The sequence below is a fragment of the Jiella pacifica genome (genome assembly GCF_010500815.1).
Taxonomy (GTDB): domain Bacteria; phylum Pseudomonadota; class Alphaproteobacteria; order Rhizobiales; family Rhizobiaceae; genus Jiella; species Jiella pacifica.
Genome location: NZ_JAAAMG010000001.1, coordinates 140,302 through 155,576, shown reverse-complemented (window position 1 = coordinate 155,576; position 15,275 = coordinate 140,302). Strand labels below are relative to the sequence as shown.

Below are 15,275 nucleotides of genomic sequence, written 5' to 3'. Positions count from 1 at the left end.
GCCGCCCTTGCCGTTTTCCTGTCTCACAGAAAGCTTTGTGGGTCCATGTCGATTTGTATCTGGACCGATCCGCGCGGGCGTGGCGCCTTGGCAAGTGTCTCGCGCAGATAGGCCTGGATCGGCGCGCGGCGGCTCGCCTCGACAAGCAGGCGGAAGCGATGTCGCCCGCGGACCACGGCGAGCGGCGCCTCGGCCGGACCCAGCATCTCGATTTCCGGCATCTCCGGCGCGGCCTTGCGGATATCGCGGGCGTGCGCCTCGGCATCGGCACGCCGGTCAGCGGAAACGATGATCGCCGCGAGCCGTCCGAAGGGCGGCAGCGCGTTGCGGCGACGCTCGTCGATCTCGCTGTCGTAGAAGCTCTCCGGATCGCTCGCGATCAGCGCCTGCATCACCGGATGCTGGGGCTGGAAGGTCTGGATCAGCCCGCGGCTGGCAAGTCCCGTCCGACCGGCGCGGCCGGTCACCTGATGCAGCAGCTGGAAGGTGCGCTCGGCGGCACGAGGATCGCCATTGGCGAGGCCGAGATCGGCGTCGATCGCGCCCACCAGCGTCATCTTCGGGAAGTGGTGGCCTTTCGCCACCAGTTGCGTGCCGATGACAATGTCGGCCTCGCCGTCGGCGACCGCCTCGAGTTCGCGGCGCAGCCGCCGCGGGCCGCCGGCAATGTCGGAGGAAAGGACGATGGTGCGCGCTTCGGCAAAATCCTCGACGATCTCCTCGGCGATGCGTTCCACCCCAGGCCCGCAAGCGACCAGATGATCCAGCGTCCCACATTCCGGGCACGCCTCCGGGCGCGGCGTCGAGAAGCCGCAATGATGGCACTGGAGAACGCCCCGCAGCCGGTGATCCACCAGCCAGGTCGAGCAGTTGTGGCACTGGAACCGATGGCCGCAGACCCGGCAGAGCGTCAGGGGCGCATAGCCGCGCCGATTGAGGAACAAGAGTGCCTGTTCGCCGCGCGCCAAGGTCTTCCTGATCTCGGTCTCGAGGACGGGTGAAACGAAACGACCCCTGGCGGGGGGATGACGCCGCATGTCGACGAGGGAGAGCTCCGGCAAGGCGGCATCGCCATGCCGCGCCTTCAGCCGGACATGGCCGTAGCGGCCGCTGACGGCATTGACGCGTGTTTCGATCGAGGGCGTGGCAGAGGCCAGGATCACCGGAAAGCCGCCGAGCGAGGCACGCACCACCGCCATGTCGCGGGCGTGGTAGAAGGTGCGATCCTCCTGCTTGTAGGCCGGGTCGTGCTCCTCGTCGACGACGACGAGGCCGAGCTCCTTGAACGGCAGGAACAGCGAGGAGCGCGCGCCGGCGACGATCCTGACCCGCCCCTCCGCCACCTGCCGCCAGATCGCCTCGCGCTTCTTCGGCGGAACGTCGGAATGCCATTCGGCCGGCGGCGCGCCGAAGCGCGCATGGAAGCGGTCGATGAAGCTCTGGGTGAGCGCGATCTCCGGCAGGAGGATCAGCACCTGCTTGCCGGCGTCGAGCGCCGCGGCGACGGCTTCGAAATAGACCTCGGTCTTTCCGGAACCGGTCGCGCCTTCGAGCAGCAGCGGCTGAAAACAGCCCTTCCCGACGGCATCGACGAGCTCGCCGGCGGCCTGCGCCTGATCCTCGCTGAGGGTGGCGCGGCCGTAAGCCGTATCCGGCTCGGCAACGGCCGGCGGAGGCGGAAAGCGCACGGTCCGGAAGACGCCCTGCTTCAGCAGCCCGTCGACCACCGAAGTGCTGACGCCGGCGGCATGGGCGAGCCCGCTCTTCGACCAGGCCGGCGCCTCCTCAGCCGTCGCCAGGACGCGCTGGCGGGCCGACGTGATCCGATCGGGCTCCTGCCCCGTCGCCTCGATGCCTTCGACCCAAGCTTCCGGATCGAAGGCGGCCGGCGCCCGCAGCGCCATCCTGACGACGAGTCCTGGTGGCGAAAGGGTGTAGTCCGCCACCCAGTCGACGAAGCGGCGCATGGTCTCGTCCAGCGGCGGGCAGTCGAAGACATGGATGATCGGCCGTAGTTTCTTCGTATCCACCGCATCGGTCGGCCCGTCCCAGACGACGCCCGCGACCTGCCGCGGCCCGAGCGGCACCTGGACGATCGAGCCCGGGCGCACGGACATCCCCTCCGGCACCGTATAGGAATAGGGCCGGTCGGCGGGCAGCGGCACCAGGACGGGAACCACGGCTTCGGGAAAGAGCTGGTCGGTGAGGTTCAAGGCATCTCCGGGAAGCAAGGCCGCCGGGCGTTTCCGACGAATCGTCCGTCCGTGCCGCCCAGCTTACGAAGCCACGGCGGCGACGGGAACCGCGAAGCGGGACGCGCTGGTCCACCAGCCTCGGAGAGAAGCCGAGCAACACCAACGACCGGGTTCCATGATGGTGGGTCGCAAGGATTTACAAAGACAATTGCAACGGGAATAGTGCGGACTCACCGACGCCTGTGCCCTTACGTCACCTTGCGTCGTCGATTTCGGTCGGATGCAGCATCATCGATGCTGAAACAGGGAGGTGTTCAATGGCAACGGACAAGGTCGTCATCGCGAATCGTACGGCGATGCATGCGCAATACGGCATCGCCGGCGTGCAGGCGATCGACGCCGCCTTGGCGAAGCTGATCGCCGCGGATCTCAAGCGCGGCATCAAGACCGATGTCGTCGACATCTCCCATTCCGGGGAGATGACAGGCTTCGGAGGCTTTGCAGTCGTCGCACCCACCGACGAGCGGGGCGCAAAGCAGGCGGTGGACGCGATCTGCGGAAGGCTCAATCCCGACTATGTCATGCTGCTCGGCGGACCCGACATCGTTCCGCATATCGCGCTGGACCGGATCCGGGGTGTGACGGATTCCGACGCTACCACCGAGAGCGACCTCCCTTACGCCTCCCCGGCCCCGTTCAGCCGCAGCGCCCAGCGCTACCTCAACGTCACCCGCGTCGTTTCCCGCCTGCCGACGCCGCGCGGTACGGCGACAGCCGATGCTCTCGTCATACTCCTCGACGCCAGCGCCGCTCACGTCACTCGTCCGGCGGGCGATCTGATCGATTTCTTCTCGATCACCGCCGATAGCTGGCTCGCATCGACGCAGCTCAGCCTCAATTCGGTCTTCGGCCGACACCAGGGCCTCTATATCGCCCCCCAGGACGGTCATCAGACAATCGACCCGGACCTGAAGCGGCTGCCGCATTTCATCAACTGCCACGGCGCGCAAAACGACTGGCGGTTCTATGGCGAAAAGAACGGCGTCTTCCCGGTGGCGATGGAAAGCGCCCTGACGGAACCGCATGTCGGACCTGGCACGGTCGTGGCCGCCGAATGCTGCTACGGGGCCGAATTGTACGATCACACGATCAATGGCTGGCAACAGCCGATCTGCATGAGCTACCTGCTGAAGGGCGCGGCAGCCTTCATGGGCAGCACCAACATCGCCTATGGACCGGCGGCGTCGAACGGCCAGGCCGACCTGATCTGCCAGTCCTTCCTCGAAAACGTTCTGGCCGGCGCATCCGTCGGCCGCGCCATGTTGCAGGCGCGCCAGCATTTCGTCTCGACTCAGGCGATGTCGACGCCGGTCAATCTCAAGACGCTCGCCCAGTTCGTGCTTTACGGAGATCCTTCGCTCCATGTGACGCTGCCGGCCTCCGACGGATCGCAAGAGGAAGATGACGATGCTTTCGCCGCGCTGTCGGACGAAGTGGACGGGAAGATCGCTCGCAAGGCGCGCCGGATGGCTCTGGACAGCGACGGCCGGGCGATCGCGAGCGCAGCGACCTTTGCAGGCACGCCCGCCGACGTGCCGGCCGAAACCGAACGCCGGCTTCGCGAGATCGCCAGGTCCCATCACTTCGTCATCGAGCCGAAGGTCTACCACGTCAGCGGAGGATCGGGGTTTCGCGCCACCGCCAAACGCCTCGGCCGCGAGCGGAAGGTCGCCATCGCCGTAGAGCGGGCCGAAACGCCGTTTCGTACCGATACCGGCGTCGAGCTGCCTTCCTACCGCGCCTTCGTTGCCCATATAATGGACGACGGCCTCACGAGGGTCGAGATTTCCGAAAGCCGCTGAGATGAAACCGAAGCAAGTCGAGATGGAAGGCCATGTGAGCCTGTCGACGGTGGATTACGGGTCGAAGAGCGAGCGCGCCGTCCTCACCTTAAAAACTGCCGATGGGGCGACCTACGTCCTGCGCAAGGACGGAGCGCCGGCCTTCGGCGACCACAGCCTCGATCCTCTGATCGGCGGAAACTTCACCGTCGAGGGTGTCGCCGTGGGCGATCTCCTGCTGGTCCAATCCTGGACTCACGCCGAAGGCTGACGACAGATCCTGCCGCGCGCACCGTATAGCGTTTGCGGAGGGACTCCTGTTATGGAGCCGTCACGACACATCCCAGCCGCCACATAGAGGGACATACCATGAAATTCTTCGTCGATACCGCCGACGTCGCCGAGATCCGCGAGCTGGCGGAAGCCGGCCTGCTCGACGGCGTCACCACCAACCCGTCGCTCATCAAGAAGGCCAACCGGCCGATGACGGACATCATCGCCGAGATCTGCGAGATCGTCGACGGCCCGGTTTCGGCCGAAGTCGCCGCCACCGACACGCAGGAGATGATCCGCGAGGGCAAGTTCCTCGCCGGCATCGCCGACAATGTCTGCATCAAGCTGCCGCTGACCATGGACGGACTGAAGGCCTGTAACGAGCTGACCAACGAGGGCTTCCTCGTCAATGTCACGCTTTGCTTCTCGGCGGTCCAGGCGCTGCTGGCGGCGAAAGCCGGCGCGACCTTCATCTCGCCCTTCATCGGCCGCCTCGACGACATCAATATCGACGGCATGGAACTCATCGCCGACATCCGCCGGATCTACGACAATTACGGCTTCGATACCGAAATCCTCGCCGCGTCGATCCGCACGATGAACCACGTGCGCGAGGCCGCTCTGATCGGCGCAGACGTCGCCACCGTGCCGCCGGCAACGCTGAAGGGCCTCGTCAAGCATCCGCTGACGGACAAGGGCCTGGAAACGTTCCTCGCCGACTGGAAGGCGACCGGCCAGACCATCGGCTGATCGAACGATGCGACCGCGTCCGCGATGACGCGGTCCGCCATCGACGCCCCGGCAGGCCGACAGCGGCTTTCCGGGGCGTTTTTGCGTCATTCCACTGGTCCCGGGGTCATCCCTTTGCGGTTGCCGTTCCCTCGCCTGCCGCCTCGCGCTCGGCGATCTCCTCCCGCGACGGGTCGCCCGCTTCCGGACGCACCACGCGCTTGACCAGGCGCTCCAGCGTCAGCCCCTGGACGAGCACCGAGAAGATCACCACCGCATAGGTCGCCGTGACGATCAGGTCGCGCTGCGGCCCGGTCGGCAGCGACAGCGCCAAAGCGACCGAGATGCCGCCGCGCACGCCGCCCCAGGTGAGCACGGCGACGATACCGCGCGAGAACCGCTCGCGCAGGCGGACGATCTGGAACGGCAGGTAGACGGCGAAGAACCGGCCGGAGAGCACCAGCGGGATCGCCAGCCCGGCGAGCGCCGCGGTCTGCCAGGTGAAGTCGACGACCAAGAGTTCCAGGCCGATCAGCATGAACAGGACGGCGTTGAGGATGTCGTCGATCAGCGTCCAGAAGCCATGCAGATAGCGCTGGGTAAGGTCGCTCATCGCATAGGTGACGCCCCGGTCGCCGATCAGGAGCCCCGCCACCACCACGGCGATCGGGCCGGACAGGCCAAGCTGATGGGCCGCGGCGTAGGTGCCCATCACCAAAGCGAGCGAGATCAGTACCTCGACCGGATAGTCGTCGATCTTCAGCATCATGCGGTAGGCGACATAGCCGGTGAGCGCGCCGAAGACCGCGCCGCCGAAGGCCTCGACCACGAAATGCTCGATCGCCAGCGAAAAGGTCAGGTGTTCGCCGGATGTGCCAGCAGCAAGGCCGACGAGGATGGTGAAGACGACGACGCCGACGCCGTCGTTGAACAGCGATTCCCCCGCCATGTCGATCTCGAGCCGCTTCGGCACGCCGCTGATCGTCTTCAGCGTCGCCAGCACGGCGACCGGATCGGTCGGCGAGATCAGGGCGCCGAAGACCAGCGCCCAGGTGAAGCCGATGGGCAAGCCGACGGCGGCCGCGAGATAGTAGAAGCCGGTGCCGCAGATCGCCGTCGAGATGACGACGCCGAAGGTCGCCATCAACCCGACCGACAGGCTGCGCGCCTTCAGGGCGTCCCAGTCGACATGCAGCGCCCCGGCGAAGAGGAGGAAGCCAAGCATCCCCTCCATCAGCGTCTCGTTGAAGTCGATGCCCGCGACCGTGTCGCGAATGGCGGTCGGAAATCCGAGGCCCGGCAAAGCCAGGGACAGGGCCATCAGCAGGAGCGAGGCGGCGAGCGCGAGGATCAAGAGCCCAGCATTGCTCGGCAGGTGGAGATAGCGCTTGTTGAAATAACCGAACAGGGCGGCGAGAACGAGAAGCAGGGCGGCCAGATCGAACAGGCTCAGCATGGAGGGCTCCGGTCGGATCGTCGAGCGACGGGCGACAAAAAAGGGCGACGCCGCGCGCCGCCCTTCTCCAGGATCATCAAACGCGCCGGAACACCAGTTCCGCCGCGCTTCCAGCCGGTCAGGACTGGAAATGGCTTTCCATGAAGTAAATCGACTTGTCGAGGCCGCGCCCGACCGCCGTCAACAGATCCTCGGTGAGCGGATCGCCGGCCTCGGAGGCCTCCTCGATGCCCTTTTCGACCGCGGCACTCCAGGCGGCGTAGCTGTCGGTGAGCCGCTTCAGGTGATCCTCGGACTTGACCAGGTCGAGCGGGTAAGGCTCGAGAATCGAATTCTCGACGGCCGCCTGCACCGTGCCATGAGCCTGGCCGCCGATCGCCGTCAGGCGCTCGGCGATGGTGTCGACATAGCCTTCCGTCAGCTCGTGCAGCTCGTCGAACAGCTTGTGCACGGCGATGAAGTTCATGCCCTTGACGTTCCAGTGGGCCTGCTTGGTCTGGTAGGTGATGTCGACGGCCGTCGCCAGATGAACCTGCAGGAGTTCGACCATCGCGCCGCGGATGTTTTCGGAAATCGGGTTCTTGGTCGGATGAAGATTGGTCTTGCCGGTCTTCTCGGCTTTGTCGCTCTTGTTGCCCTTGGCCATGGGTGGTCCCTTCTCGAACATGGAAACGCATGCGGACCGTCGATGACGGCCCGCGGGAAACTCGCTCGATAACCAGTGCCAGGGGTCGAAGTTCCGAAATCCCCGCTCAGTTCGGACCGAATCTCACCTCTCGAAAGCTGTCCGCCGCGGTTGCGCGGCCGGCTCGCCGCGCCAGATGCGTCCTAGACCATTGAAAGGAGACGGAAATCATGAAGACGATGCTCATCACCGGCGCGTCGAGCGGCATCGGCGAGGCAACGGCGAGGCGCGCCATCGAGGCCGGCTACCGGGTGGGGCTCGCCGCCCGGCGCAGGGACAAGCTCGACGGCCTCGTCGCCGAACTCGGCGCGGACAATGCCCTCGCCGTTTCCTGCGACGTCACCGACTTCGCCTCACAACAGGCGGCGGTGGCGGCCGTGGTCGAGCGCTTCAGCGGGCTCGACGTCCTCTTTGCCAATGCCGGCATCGGCTCGACGGGCGCCGGAACGGCCGGCGGCGACCCGGAGGAATGGCGGCGGATGGTGCTGACCAACGTGCTCGGCGTCATGTACAGCGTCAAGGCCGCGCACGAGGCCATCGTCGCCGCCAAGGGTCACATCCTGATCACCAGTTCCGGCGCGGGCCGCAAGGTCATCCCCGGCTCGGTCTATGGCGCGACGAAGTGGGCGATGTCCGGCTATGGCGCCAATCTGCGCGAGGAGATGCGCGAAAAGCGCGTGAAGGTGACGCTGATCGAGCCCGGCATGGTCGACACGCCGTTCTTCGACGAGCCGAAACCAGGAGCGCTCGTGGCCGACGACATCGCCCGGGCGGTCGTCTACGCCCTGTCCCAGCCGGACAACGTGCTCGCCGGCGAGATCTGGGTCGAACCCCTCAACCGTTGAGGCGGGTCGAACGACAGTCGGCGCAACCTGCTTCCGGTCGCGCCGCCTTCACGCATTCGAACGGCTTACGAGGACATCCCTGTGCCAGCAGAGCTGCACGGGTCTCCCCCACGGGATCGGGCCGCCAAGTGCGGGTGCGGCTCTGCTCCGACCCTCAGCCCATATGGTCCTTGATGCCCATGAAGGCCTTGTCGCCCCAGACCTCTTCGACCCGGGCGTTGCGGCGGCAGCCGGTGCGGTAGAACTTATATTTCACCGGGCTCTTCTTGTAATAATCCTGGTGGTAGCCTTCCGCTTCCCAGAACCTCGGGGCCGTCGTGACCTCGGTCGCCACGGTGCCGAGATCCTGCTTCACCGCGGCCTCGGACGCCTTCGCCTCTTTCAGCTGCGCGGGCGAGGTCGCGTAGATTGCCGTCGTGTAGGCGTAACCGCGGTCGCAGAACTGACCGCCGTCGTCGGTCGGATCGACCGAGTGCCAGAAGACGTCGAGGAGCGTGTCGTAACTGACCTTCGACGGATCGTAGGTGACGCGGACCGCCTCGCGGAATCCTTCGTGATCGTAATAGGTCGGGTTCTCGGCCTCGCCGCCGATATAGCCCGAGGTGGTGTCGAGAACGCCGGCCAGATGGTCGAAGTCACTTTCGACGCACCAGAAGCAACCGCCGGCAAAGATCGCCGTCTCGGTATTCTGGGCGCCGGCCGGCATGACGAAACCGAGCGACAGCATGGCAGCACCCGCGAGCGCCAGAGAGATTTTCCGCTTCATTCCCGTCTCCATGATTGGCCCGCCTCCACGACTGCCCGCACGTAAGATCGGCCGATCTTCACGACCGGCCCGGACGAGACGGGGCCCAACTCCGGCCCGCCCATCCAGCACCGGTGCGAGTGTCGGCGCCGATCGTCTTCGCCGATACGCGCCGCCGGCTGAATGGAACGAACTTCGCACGGAATGCCGCGATTGTTTCAATCCGGCGAGATCACTTCCACCGTGAACGGCCGCCGGATGCTCCGGGCCCCGAGCCTCGTTCGGGGCCCGAAGATCGGTTCCATGCCCGAGTGGCTCAGCCGCCGTCGGCCGCAAAGCCGGCCGCTTCGATGCCGGCGATCGCCGCCGCCTCGTCGTTGTCCGACGTATCGCCGGTGACGCCGACCGCGCCGAGGATCTCGCCGTCCTGCCCTTTCACCAACACGCCGCCCGGCACCGGCACCAGCACACCCTTGGCCAGCGCGTTCATCGCCTGGATGAAATAGGCCTGTTCCTCGGCTCGCTTGTTGAGCGCGCGCGAGCCCATGCCGAGGCCGACGGCGCCGTTGGCCTTGCCGATGGCGATGTCCGGCCGCATGCGCGACGAGCCGTCCGAGCGCTCCAGCGCGATCAGGGCGCCGCCTTGATCGAGTACGGCGACGGTCAGCGGCTTGAAGCCCTTGGCGATGCCGGCCTTCATGGCTTCGGCGATGATGATGCGGGCCTTTTCGAGCGTCAGCATGATGTCTCCTCTTGTTGCGAGGTCGGACATAGGACCTGCCGGGGCGGCCGTCACCTCCTGCGTCGCGCTTCTTGCGCCGCGGAGGCCGACGCGCCGCCCGCAATCACCGGGGCGCGATTACCGGTCGACCAGGAGGATCTGCACCCGGCGGTTTTCCGCTCCGTCCGGATCGTAGGGGTTCTTCAGGTCCCGCTCGCCGCGCCCCGAGGCGACGAAACGGCCGCGCGGCAGCCCCGAAGCGCGCACCAGCGCATCGGCGAGGGATTCGGCCCGGCGCTGGGACAAGGCGGAATTATAGGCGTCGCTGCCGGCGGCGTCGGTATGGCCGAGGAGCACGAATCGTTTTTCGGCGAGCCTCGGATCGCCGAGCGCCGTCGCCAGTTCGAAGATCTTGCCGTATTCGGAGGACAGCGGCTGGTCGTCGTCATAGGCGAAGAGCACCTCGATATCGATCGAGGGGAGCGGCTTGGATTCCTCGACTGCGAATTTGCGCCGGGCCTGCTGCGCCGCCTCGGGCGTCGCCGCCGACCGGACCGCTGCAGGCTCCAGCTCCTCCTCGATGACGCCCAGATTCTGCAGATCGTCGAGCGAGAAGGACTTCGCCGACTTCTGCGCGCCGCCGGCGCAGTCGGCGCCGCCGCTGACGAGGCAGTCGCTCAGCGAAGTCGCCGAGGCTGTTTCGGCGGTCGACGGACTGGCGACGGCGCGGTTCGACCCACCATCCGACGGCGCGACGGAATCGAGATCGAAACTGTCGAGCGTCATCGTCTGAGCGAATGAAGCGCCACCGGACGTGGCGAGGGCCAGGCCGCAAGCGGCCAGAAGGCGCAGCGCTCGCCGCCGGCCGTCCGCGCCGCATCCCCGAGCCTGCTTTCCACCCGTTGCGACCATCTCCGTCTCCATCGTCATTACCACCTCCGCTGTCTTCAGTTCACCTTTTCCACCGAGCCGAAGGCGTAGCCGACGCCGCCGGGCAGCGTCGCAGTCGCCGAGCGGCGGTCGCTTTCGAGCATGTCGCGCACGTTGCGGAGCCAGCCGACGACGTCCTGGCTCGTCGGCTCCGCGACGCAGCTGGAACAGAACAGGACGATCTTGTTCAGGCCCAGCGGATCGGCGTCCTGCAGGACGAGCTTCTTGCGGGTGCGCGGCGATGCCTCATAAGCCGTCGCGCCGCCCGATGCTTCGCTGGTCTCGAAGATCTCGACCGGGATCGGCGTCACCTTGCCGGCGCCGAAGCCGAAAAAGGCCGGGGTGCACTGGCGCACCAGGGCGCGCAGGGCCAGACGGTCGCCGCTGCGACCAACGGAAGGCTCGACCGAAAAGTCGAGGATCTCGCCATTTTCCAGGCAGGCCGGCGGCGGCGGCTCGATCGGCTCCGGGTCGGCGACGGCAACGTCCGGTCCGGAGCCCGATCCACCGCCCGTTCCGTCGGCCTCGTCCGGCGTGATCGGCACGGGCACGGTCGGAACCGTGCCGTCCGCGCGCGGTGTCGGGTCGGTGGAGACGCCGTCCTCGGGCCCGTCCGTCCCCGCGACCGGCTCGGTCGCTCCGTCGGGCGCGTCTCCTGGCGCAGCGTCGCCCCGGTCTTCTGCCGGCCCGGGCGCTTCGGCTCGATCGCTCGTGCCATCGCCGGCCTGCCCCGGCGCGTCGGGGATCTGCGGCTGTTCGGGTACGTTCTCCACCACCGCCTGCGGCCTCTCGCGGCAGGCGTCGAAATCGTCCGTCTCGGCGGCAACCGAGAAGCGCTGCCGCGACAGGAGCCGGCCGCGAGACTGCAGCGAGGCAAGAACGTCGAGCGTGTCGTCCGGCTCGTCCGGCACGGTGAAGGCGAGTTCCAGCGTCGCCGCGTCGCCCTCTTCCGCTGGCTCGCCGAGGAGAAGGTCCGGCAGGTCCCGATCGACCCGTCCGGTACCGACATCCATCTGCCCGGTGCCGTAATAGGCATCCTGGAAACGCTCGACCGCCCGGTCGAGATAGGCGCAGGCCGGCTTCTTCCCGCTCCTCACATAGACCCCGGAAGCACTCTTCAGCCGCGGCGCGAGAGCTTGGAGGACAAGCCCGTAGGCTCCTTCGAGGGTCAGATAGTCGCGCGCGCTGCGGCTGTCCGGCTTGGGTTCGAGGCTGTCGAGGGCGAGGTTGAAGGCGATGCTGCGGTTACAGCCATAGGCGCCGCCGGCGCCGCGGGCAAAGACCGAAAGGTCGATCCGCGCGACGCCCGGCTCCGGGCGCGACGCCTTGAGGACGATCGGAAGCGTCGACGAGCCGAGCCGGTCGAGAGCCGTCGCAAGCTGGATCCGGTCGACCCTGCCCAGCCCGGAGATCGGGGCAAGCGCCCCCGCGTCGCCCGCGGCACTGACGTCGACCGCCACCCGCCGGGCCTCGCGCAGACCGGTGAGTACCAGCTGGTTGATCCGCTGCCGGTCGTTTGCGGAGAAATGCGGGTCGTTGATCGGCAGGCCGTAGAACGTGACGGTGTAGGGCTTCGCCTCGCTCGGCCCGATGCAGTTGCGCGTCACGACGTCGGCGACGGTGTCGCGCAGGCGCTCCTCGATGAGGGCGAGCGTGTCGCCCGATTCCTCCGCCCGGGCCGCCGCACCGGAGGCGGACCACACGGTGGCCGCGACGGCCAGGGCCATCGATGCCCGACCGAGCCCGTGGGCAGCCCGGCCGGCAGCGGACACCACGGCGATCGCATTTCCAAACGCCCGCGAACCAACACCAGCCATGCCAACCCTTTCGTCACGCAGCGGCACCAGTGGAAGTGCCAGAGCCGCTTTCGCAGCTCTTCGTCGGGCACGCCCACGGACGCATTGCCTCTCTTGTCCTGACACGAGGCACCGCCGCCGTACCGAACCGTCGTCCCGGCATCGCCGCCGTCGAGGGCGAAGATGGAGAAGCGGGAGGCCGATCCGGCACGACGAAGGGATCGACGCATGCCCCTCGACGTCTTGTCGCAGGTCACGTTTCGCCAAATGAGGATGTCGCGCCATCCATCCCATTGATCGTTCCTCGTCCAGCGTGGCTGCGCGAAACGAATTTGCGGCACGGTCTGCCAATGCCGCGCCCGCGCGCGTCCCGCCCCTTGCAGCCGCCCCGGCCACGCCTCACCCAAGGGAAGATAGCAGCTCGGCCGGTCGATGGAAATGACACTCCGGCAGGCCACAAGACTCGCTGCAATCGTGGGATTTCATGTCTTGACGCGGCGCGTCGAATATCATCATTGAGACCCGTTCGAAAAGCCTGCATGGCTTTCATCTGACCGTCCAACGGCGGCCCTGACCGGTCGAAGTCCCCTTTGCGGAGCAACCCGACGAAAGCCATTGACACGCGAACGGACGAAACCTCAAAGGGCGCGTGACCGAGGTGAGCGACATGCCGCGCAAGCAGCGGATGGCTCGCCATTGTCGCCGATGGCCCCAAATGTCATTGGCCGCTCCGCCGATGCGAGGGTTGGGTAATTGTTGTTTGGAAAAAAGAACGGGCGAGCGACCTTGACAAAAGCCGACCCTGCCGAGCTGCTGAAGCAAGGCGTGAACCTCAGGAACTCCGGTGACTTGCGCGCCGCCGAAACGGCTCTATCGGCGGCGAAAGACGCCATGCCGGAGCACTTTCAGCCGAGCTACGAGCTCGGCATCCTGTACCAGAACGAGAAGCGCAAGGCCGAAGCTCTCGCGGCTTTCTCTTACGCCTACGAGAGAGATCCGTCCGAACCCCGGGTCGTCATGGCATTCGCCCTGCATCTGGTGACCGATGGCCATACGCAGGCAGCACTCGACGTCCTGGAGATGGCGCGCCCGAGAAAGCTCGAAATGATGCGCAATATCGGCCTCGCATCACACTTCGTCCGGTTCGCGACAGACTTCCGCCTGGAACAGGCACAGGCGCTGGCAGATCAGGCCCGGGCCGCCTACCTGCCGCTCAAGGACGTCGCGGCGAGAATCCAGAACGCCGTGCAGAACAAGGCCCCCTTCGCGATGATCCGCTTCGGCGATGGCGAGGGCACGTGGTTGCATCGCTCGACCCGCGACGAGGTTCGCTACAGCGCCCTGTACGAACGCAACCGACAGGAATTCTGGAACGTCTGGTTCGGCGCCGATCAGGCGTCCGAACAGGGTGCGTTCTATGCCACCCTCTCCGATCTCAGACACCTCGCCAAGACCGCCGACATCATCGGCGCCCCGTCGATCAACTGGATCAAGCACGAATACGAGATCGCCAGCCTGCGCGGCGTCCCCGGAACGCTGAACGCCTTGCGCTGCGCCCTCGAAGTCAAGTCACGCCAGACGGCCCTCTATGCGGAGTCGCTCCACTATCAGCTGGACTCCTCCGGCTTCCTGCGCGAACTCTTGAATTCGCAGACCCGGATCGGCGTGATGTCCTGCCACCCGGCCATCGTCGACTTCATGAAGGCGGAGTTCGGGCTGAAGAACGTCGACTATTACCCCATTCCCGGCGAGCCCTCGCGGCGGCATCTGCATGGTGACTCGACGATCACTGGCCGCCATTTCCCCGACTACTTCCGCAAGACCATGAGCCTGATCGACCAAAACGACCATCAGCGCGGCCAGGTGGTGCTCGTCGGTGGCGGCATCCTCGGCAAGCTCTACGCACTGCGCCTCAAGCAGGCGGGAGCGATTGCGCTGGACATCGGCTCGCTGGCGGACAAGTGGATGGGCAAGAAGACTCGGCCGGGATTCTAGCGCGAACTCGGCCACGCAGCCATCATTGCCGATCTGAATGCCCGCGACGCAAAAATCGTCATCTCGCGGCATCCCAGACTGGCTGCGCCGCTCGCGATCGACGAGGAGATGTACAAATGGCGTCATCTGATCGAGGTCTCTTTCTGCAATATCAAGGAAGTAAAGCGCATCGCCATACGCGCCGACAAAACCGACACGAGCTTCGCCGCCTTCATCCAGATCACTGCAGCCGACATCCTTTCGTGCTGAACCTCAACGGGCCCTAGAAAGACGACGACGGCGCGGATATCAATGGCAAGCAAGGATCGCTTGTGTTAGCGACCTGCTTGAGGTCAATCCAATCGGCCTGTCTCGGTGAAAACGCGGCCCGCCTCTAAGAGGAGAGTAATGAGTGACTGAAACACTTTCTTTCGTCAAAGACTATTACGGCCACGGCCGAACCATCAAGGAGCGGACCCCGATCTGGCACGACGGAAGCGAAATTCCGTGGATTACCTACCCAGCACTTTTGTATCTGATGCAGCTGGACTATTCAAATAAGAGTATTTTCGAATACGGAGCGGGCAACTCAACGCTGTTCTGGTCCAAGCGCGCGCGGGTTGTTACCAGCGTCGAGCACGAGAAAGAATGGTTCGAGAAGATTTCGCAAAATCTGCCTCCCCATTGCAGCATCCGACTTGCAAGCGGCGCAGACTATGTCAAAAGTGCTGAGGAACAGGCGCCGTACGACGTGATCGTGATTGACGGCCGTTGGCGTTACGACTGCGCAAGCGTCGCCCATCGGTACCTCGCAATCAACGGCATGATCATCCTCGATAATTCGGATCGGCACGCCCCGGCCGCCGCGCTGCTGCGCGGTCACGGCCTCATTCAGATCGACATGATTGGTAGATCGCCGATCAGCAAGTCCGTCCAATGCACGTCGCTTTTCCTGACCCGGGGCTTCGACTTCCCCCCGAAGAACGGCGTCCAGCCGCAGCCCGTGCTGGGAATGGACGACCCAGGAGACATAGCCGCCAAGAACAAACCCGGGGCATATGCCTGAGGAGAGAACTTCGAGTTCG

At 65.8% G+C, this 15,275-nt stretch carries 14 protein-coding genes; 7 read left to right on the top strand and 7 right to left on the bottom strand.

From position 1 onward, the window contains the following. Nucleotides 1–23: 23 nt before the first annotated feature. A complete protein-coding gene (locus tag GTK09_RS00705; protein ID WP_163460570.1) occupies nt 24–2,213 on the bottom strand; it encodes a primosomal protein N' in 2,190 nt (729 codons plus the stop codon). A 299-nt stretch (nt 2,214–2,512) separates the two neighbouring features. On the opposite strand from GTK09_RS00705, the gene GTK09_RS00700 reads away from it, so the two are divergent. The 3 genes from GTK09_RS00700 to fsa all read left to right on the top strand — a co-directional run bounded on the left by GTK09_RS00700 (nt 2,513) and on the right by fsa (nt 5,059). Further along, entirely contained in the window at nt 2,513–4,057 is a 1,545-nt protein-coding gene (locus GTK09_RS00700) for a C25 family cysteine peptidase (RefSeq protein ID WP_163460569.1), read from the top strand. A 1-nt stretch (nt 4,058) separates the two neighbouring features. Then, complete coding sequence (locus GTK09_RS00695) at nt 4,059–4,307, top strand: Mtc1 family protein (protein ID WP_163460568.1); 249 nt, start codon at nt 4,059–4,061, stop codon at nt 4,305–4,307. Between the two features lie 98 nt (nt 4,308–4,405). Continuing rightward, the gene (gene fsa, locus GTK09_RS00690) at nt 4,406–5,059 is read left to right on the top strand and encodes a fructose-6-phosphate aldolase (protein WP_163460567.1); all 654 of its coding nucleotides are present in this window, start codon (nt 4,406–4,408) and stop codon (nt 5,057–5,059) included. A gap of 106 nt (nt 5,060–5,165) precedes the next feature. Here the strand turns inward: fsa and GTK09_RS00685 are convergent, their stop codons facing one another. Both GTK09_RS00685 and dps read right to left on the bottom strand, forming a co-directional pair. After that, entirely contained in the window at nt 5,166–6,494 is a 1,329-nt protein-coding gene (locus GTK09_RS00685) for a cation:proton antiporter (RefSeq protein ID WP_203560825.1), read from the bottom strand. 118 nt (nt 6,495–6,612) lie between these two features. Next, the gene (gene dps / locus GTK09_RS00680) at nt 6,613–7,140 is read right to left on the bottom strand and encodes a DNA starvation/stationary phase protection protein Dps (RefSeq protein ID WP_163460566.1); all 528 of its coding nucleotides are present in this window, start codon (nt 7,138–7,140) and stop codon (nt 6,613–6,615) included. A gap of 209 nt (nt 7,141–7,349) precedes the next feature. On the opposite strand from dps, the gene GTK09_RS00675 reads away from it, so the two are divergent. Continuing rightward, nucleotides 7,350–8,024 (top strand): SDR family oxidoreductase, encoded by a 675-nt coding sequence (locus GTK09_RS00675; RefSeq protein ID WP_163460565.1) that lies wholly within the window; start codon nt 7,350–7,352, stop codon nt 8,022–8,024. Between the two features lie 154 nt (nt 8,025–8,178). Here the strand turns inward: GTK09_RS00675 and msrA are convergent, their stop codons facing one another. The 4 genes from msrA to GTK09_RS00655 all read right to left on the bottom strand — a co-directional run bounded on the left by msrA (nt 8,179) and on the right by GTK09_RS00655 (nt 12,237). Beyond that, the gene (gene msrA, locus GTK09_RS00670; protein WP_163460564.1) at nt 8,179–8,790 is read right to left on the bottom strand and encodes a peptide-methionine (S)-S-oxide reductase MsrA; all 612 of its coding nucleotides are present in this window, start codon (nt 8,788–8,790) and stop codon (nt 8,179–8,181) included. A gap of 295 nt (nt 8,791–9,085) precedes the next feature. Beyond that, a complete protein-coding gene (locus GTK09_RS00665; RefSeq protein ID WP_163460563.1) occupies nt 9,086–9,511 on the bottom strand; it encodes a GlcG/HbpS family heme-binding protein in 426 nt (141 codons plus the stop codon). Nucleotides 9,512–9,628: 117 nt separating this feature from the next. Beyond that, complete coding sequence (locus tag GTK09_RS00660; protein WP_163460562.1) at nt 9,629–10,420, bottom strand: OmpA family protein; 792 nt, start codon at nt 10,418–10,420, stop codon at nt 9,629–9,631. A 17-nt stretch (nt 10,421–10,437) separates the two neighbouring features. After that, nucleotides 10,438–12,237 (bottom strand): hypothetical protein, encoded by a 1,800-nt coding sequence (locus tag GTK09_RS00655; RefSeq protein ID WP_163460561.1) that lies wholly within the window; start codon nt 12,235–12,237, stop codon nt 10,438–10,440. A 765-nt stretch (nt 12,238–13,002) separates the two neighbouring features. Here GTK09_RS00655 and GTK09_RS00650 point away from each other — a divergent pair. The 3 genes from GTK09_RS00650 (at nt 13,003) to GTK09_RS00640 (ending at nt 15,256) form a co-directional block, all read left to right on the top strand. Then, on the top strand, nt 13,003–14,211 hold the full coding sequence (locus GTK09_RS00650; RefSeq protein ID WP_163460560.1) for a tetratricopeptide repeat protein: 1,209 nt from the start codon (nt 13,003–13,005) through the stop codon (nt 14,209–14,211). A 108-nt stretch (nt 14,212–14,319) separates the two neighbouring features. After that, nucleotides 14,320–14,460, top strand: a complete 141-nt coding sequence (locus GTK09_RS00645; RefSeq protein ID WP_376767926.1) for a hypothetical protein — start codon at nt 14,320–14,322, stop codon at nt 14,458–14,460. A 142-nt stretch (nt 14,461–14,602) separates the two neighbouring features. Next, on the top strand, nt 14,603–15,256 hold the full coding sequence (locus GTK09_RS00640; RefSeq protein ID WP_163460559.1) for an O-methyltransferase: 654 nt from the start codon (nt 14,603–14,605) through the stop codon (nt 15,254–15,256). Nucleotides 15,257–15,275 lie beyond the last annotated feature (19 nt).

Coding starts and splice junctions, on each gene's coding strand:
- GTK09_RS00700 (WP_163460569.1), top strand. CDS start 2,513: ATGGCAACGGACAAGGTCGTCATCGCGAATCGTACGGCGATGCATGCG.
- GTK09_RS00695 (WP_163460568.1), top strand. CDS start 4,059: ATGAAACCGAAGCAAGTCGAGATGGAAGGCCATGTGAGCCTGTCGACG.
- fsa (WP_163460567.1), top strand. CDS start 4,406: ATGAAATTCTTCGTCGATACCGCCGACGTCGCCGAGATCCGCGAGCTG.
- GTK09_RS00685 (WP_203560825.1), bottom strand. CDS start 6,494: ATGCTGAGCCTGTTCGATCTGGCCGCCCTGCTTCTCGTTCTCGCCGCC.
- dps (WP_163460566.1), bottom strand. CDS start 7,140: ATGGCCAAGGGCAACAAGAGCGACAAAGCCGAGAAGACCGGCAAGACC.
- GTK09_RS00675 (WP_163460565.1), top strand. CDS start 7,350: ATGAAGACGATGCTCATCACCGGCGCGTCGAGCGGCATCGGCGAGGCA.
- msrA (WP_163460564.1), bottom strand. CDS start 8,790: ATGAAGCGGAAAATCTCTCTGGCGCTCGCGGGTGCTGCCATGCTGTCG.
- GTK09_RS00665 (WP_163460563.1), bottom strand. CDS start 9,511: ATGCTGACGCTCGAAAAGGCCCGCATCATCATCGCCGAAGCCATGAAG.
- GTK09_RS00660 (WP_163460562.1), bottom strand. CDS start 10,420: ATGACGATGGAGACGGAGATGGTCGCAACGGGTGGAAAGCAGGCTCGG.
- GTK09_RS00655 (WP_163460561.1), bottom strand. CDS start 12,237: ATGGCTGGTGTTGGTTCGCGGGCGTTTGGAAATGCGATCGCCGTGGTG.
- GTK09_RS00645 (WP_376767926.1), top strand. CDS start 14,320: ATGTACAAATGGCGTCATCTGATCGAGGTCTCTTTCTGCAATATCAAG.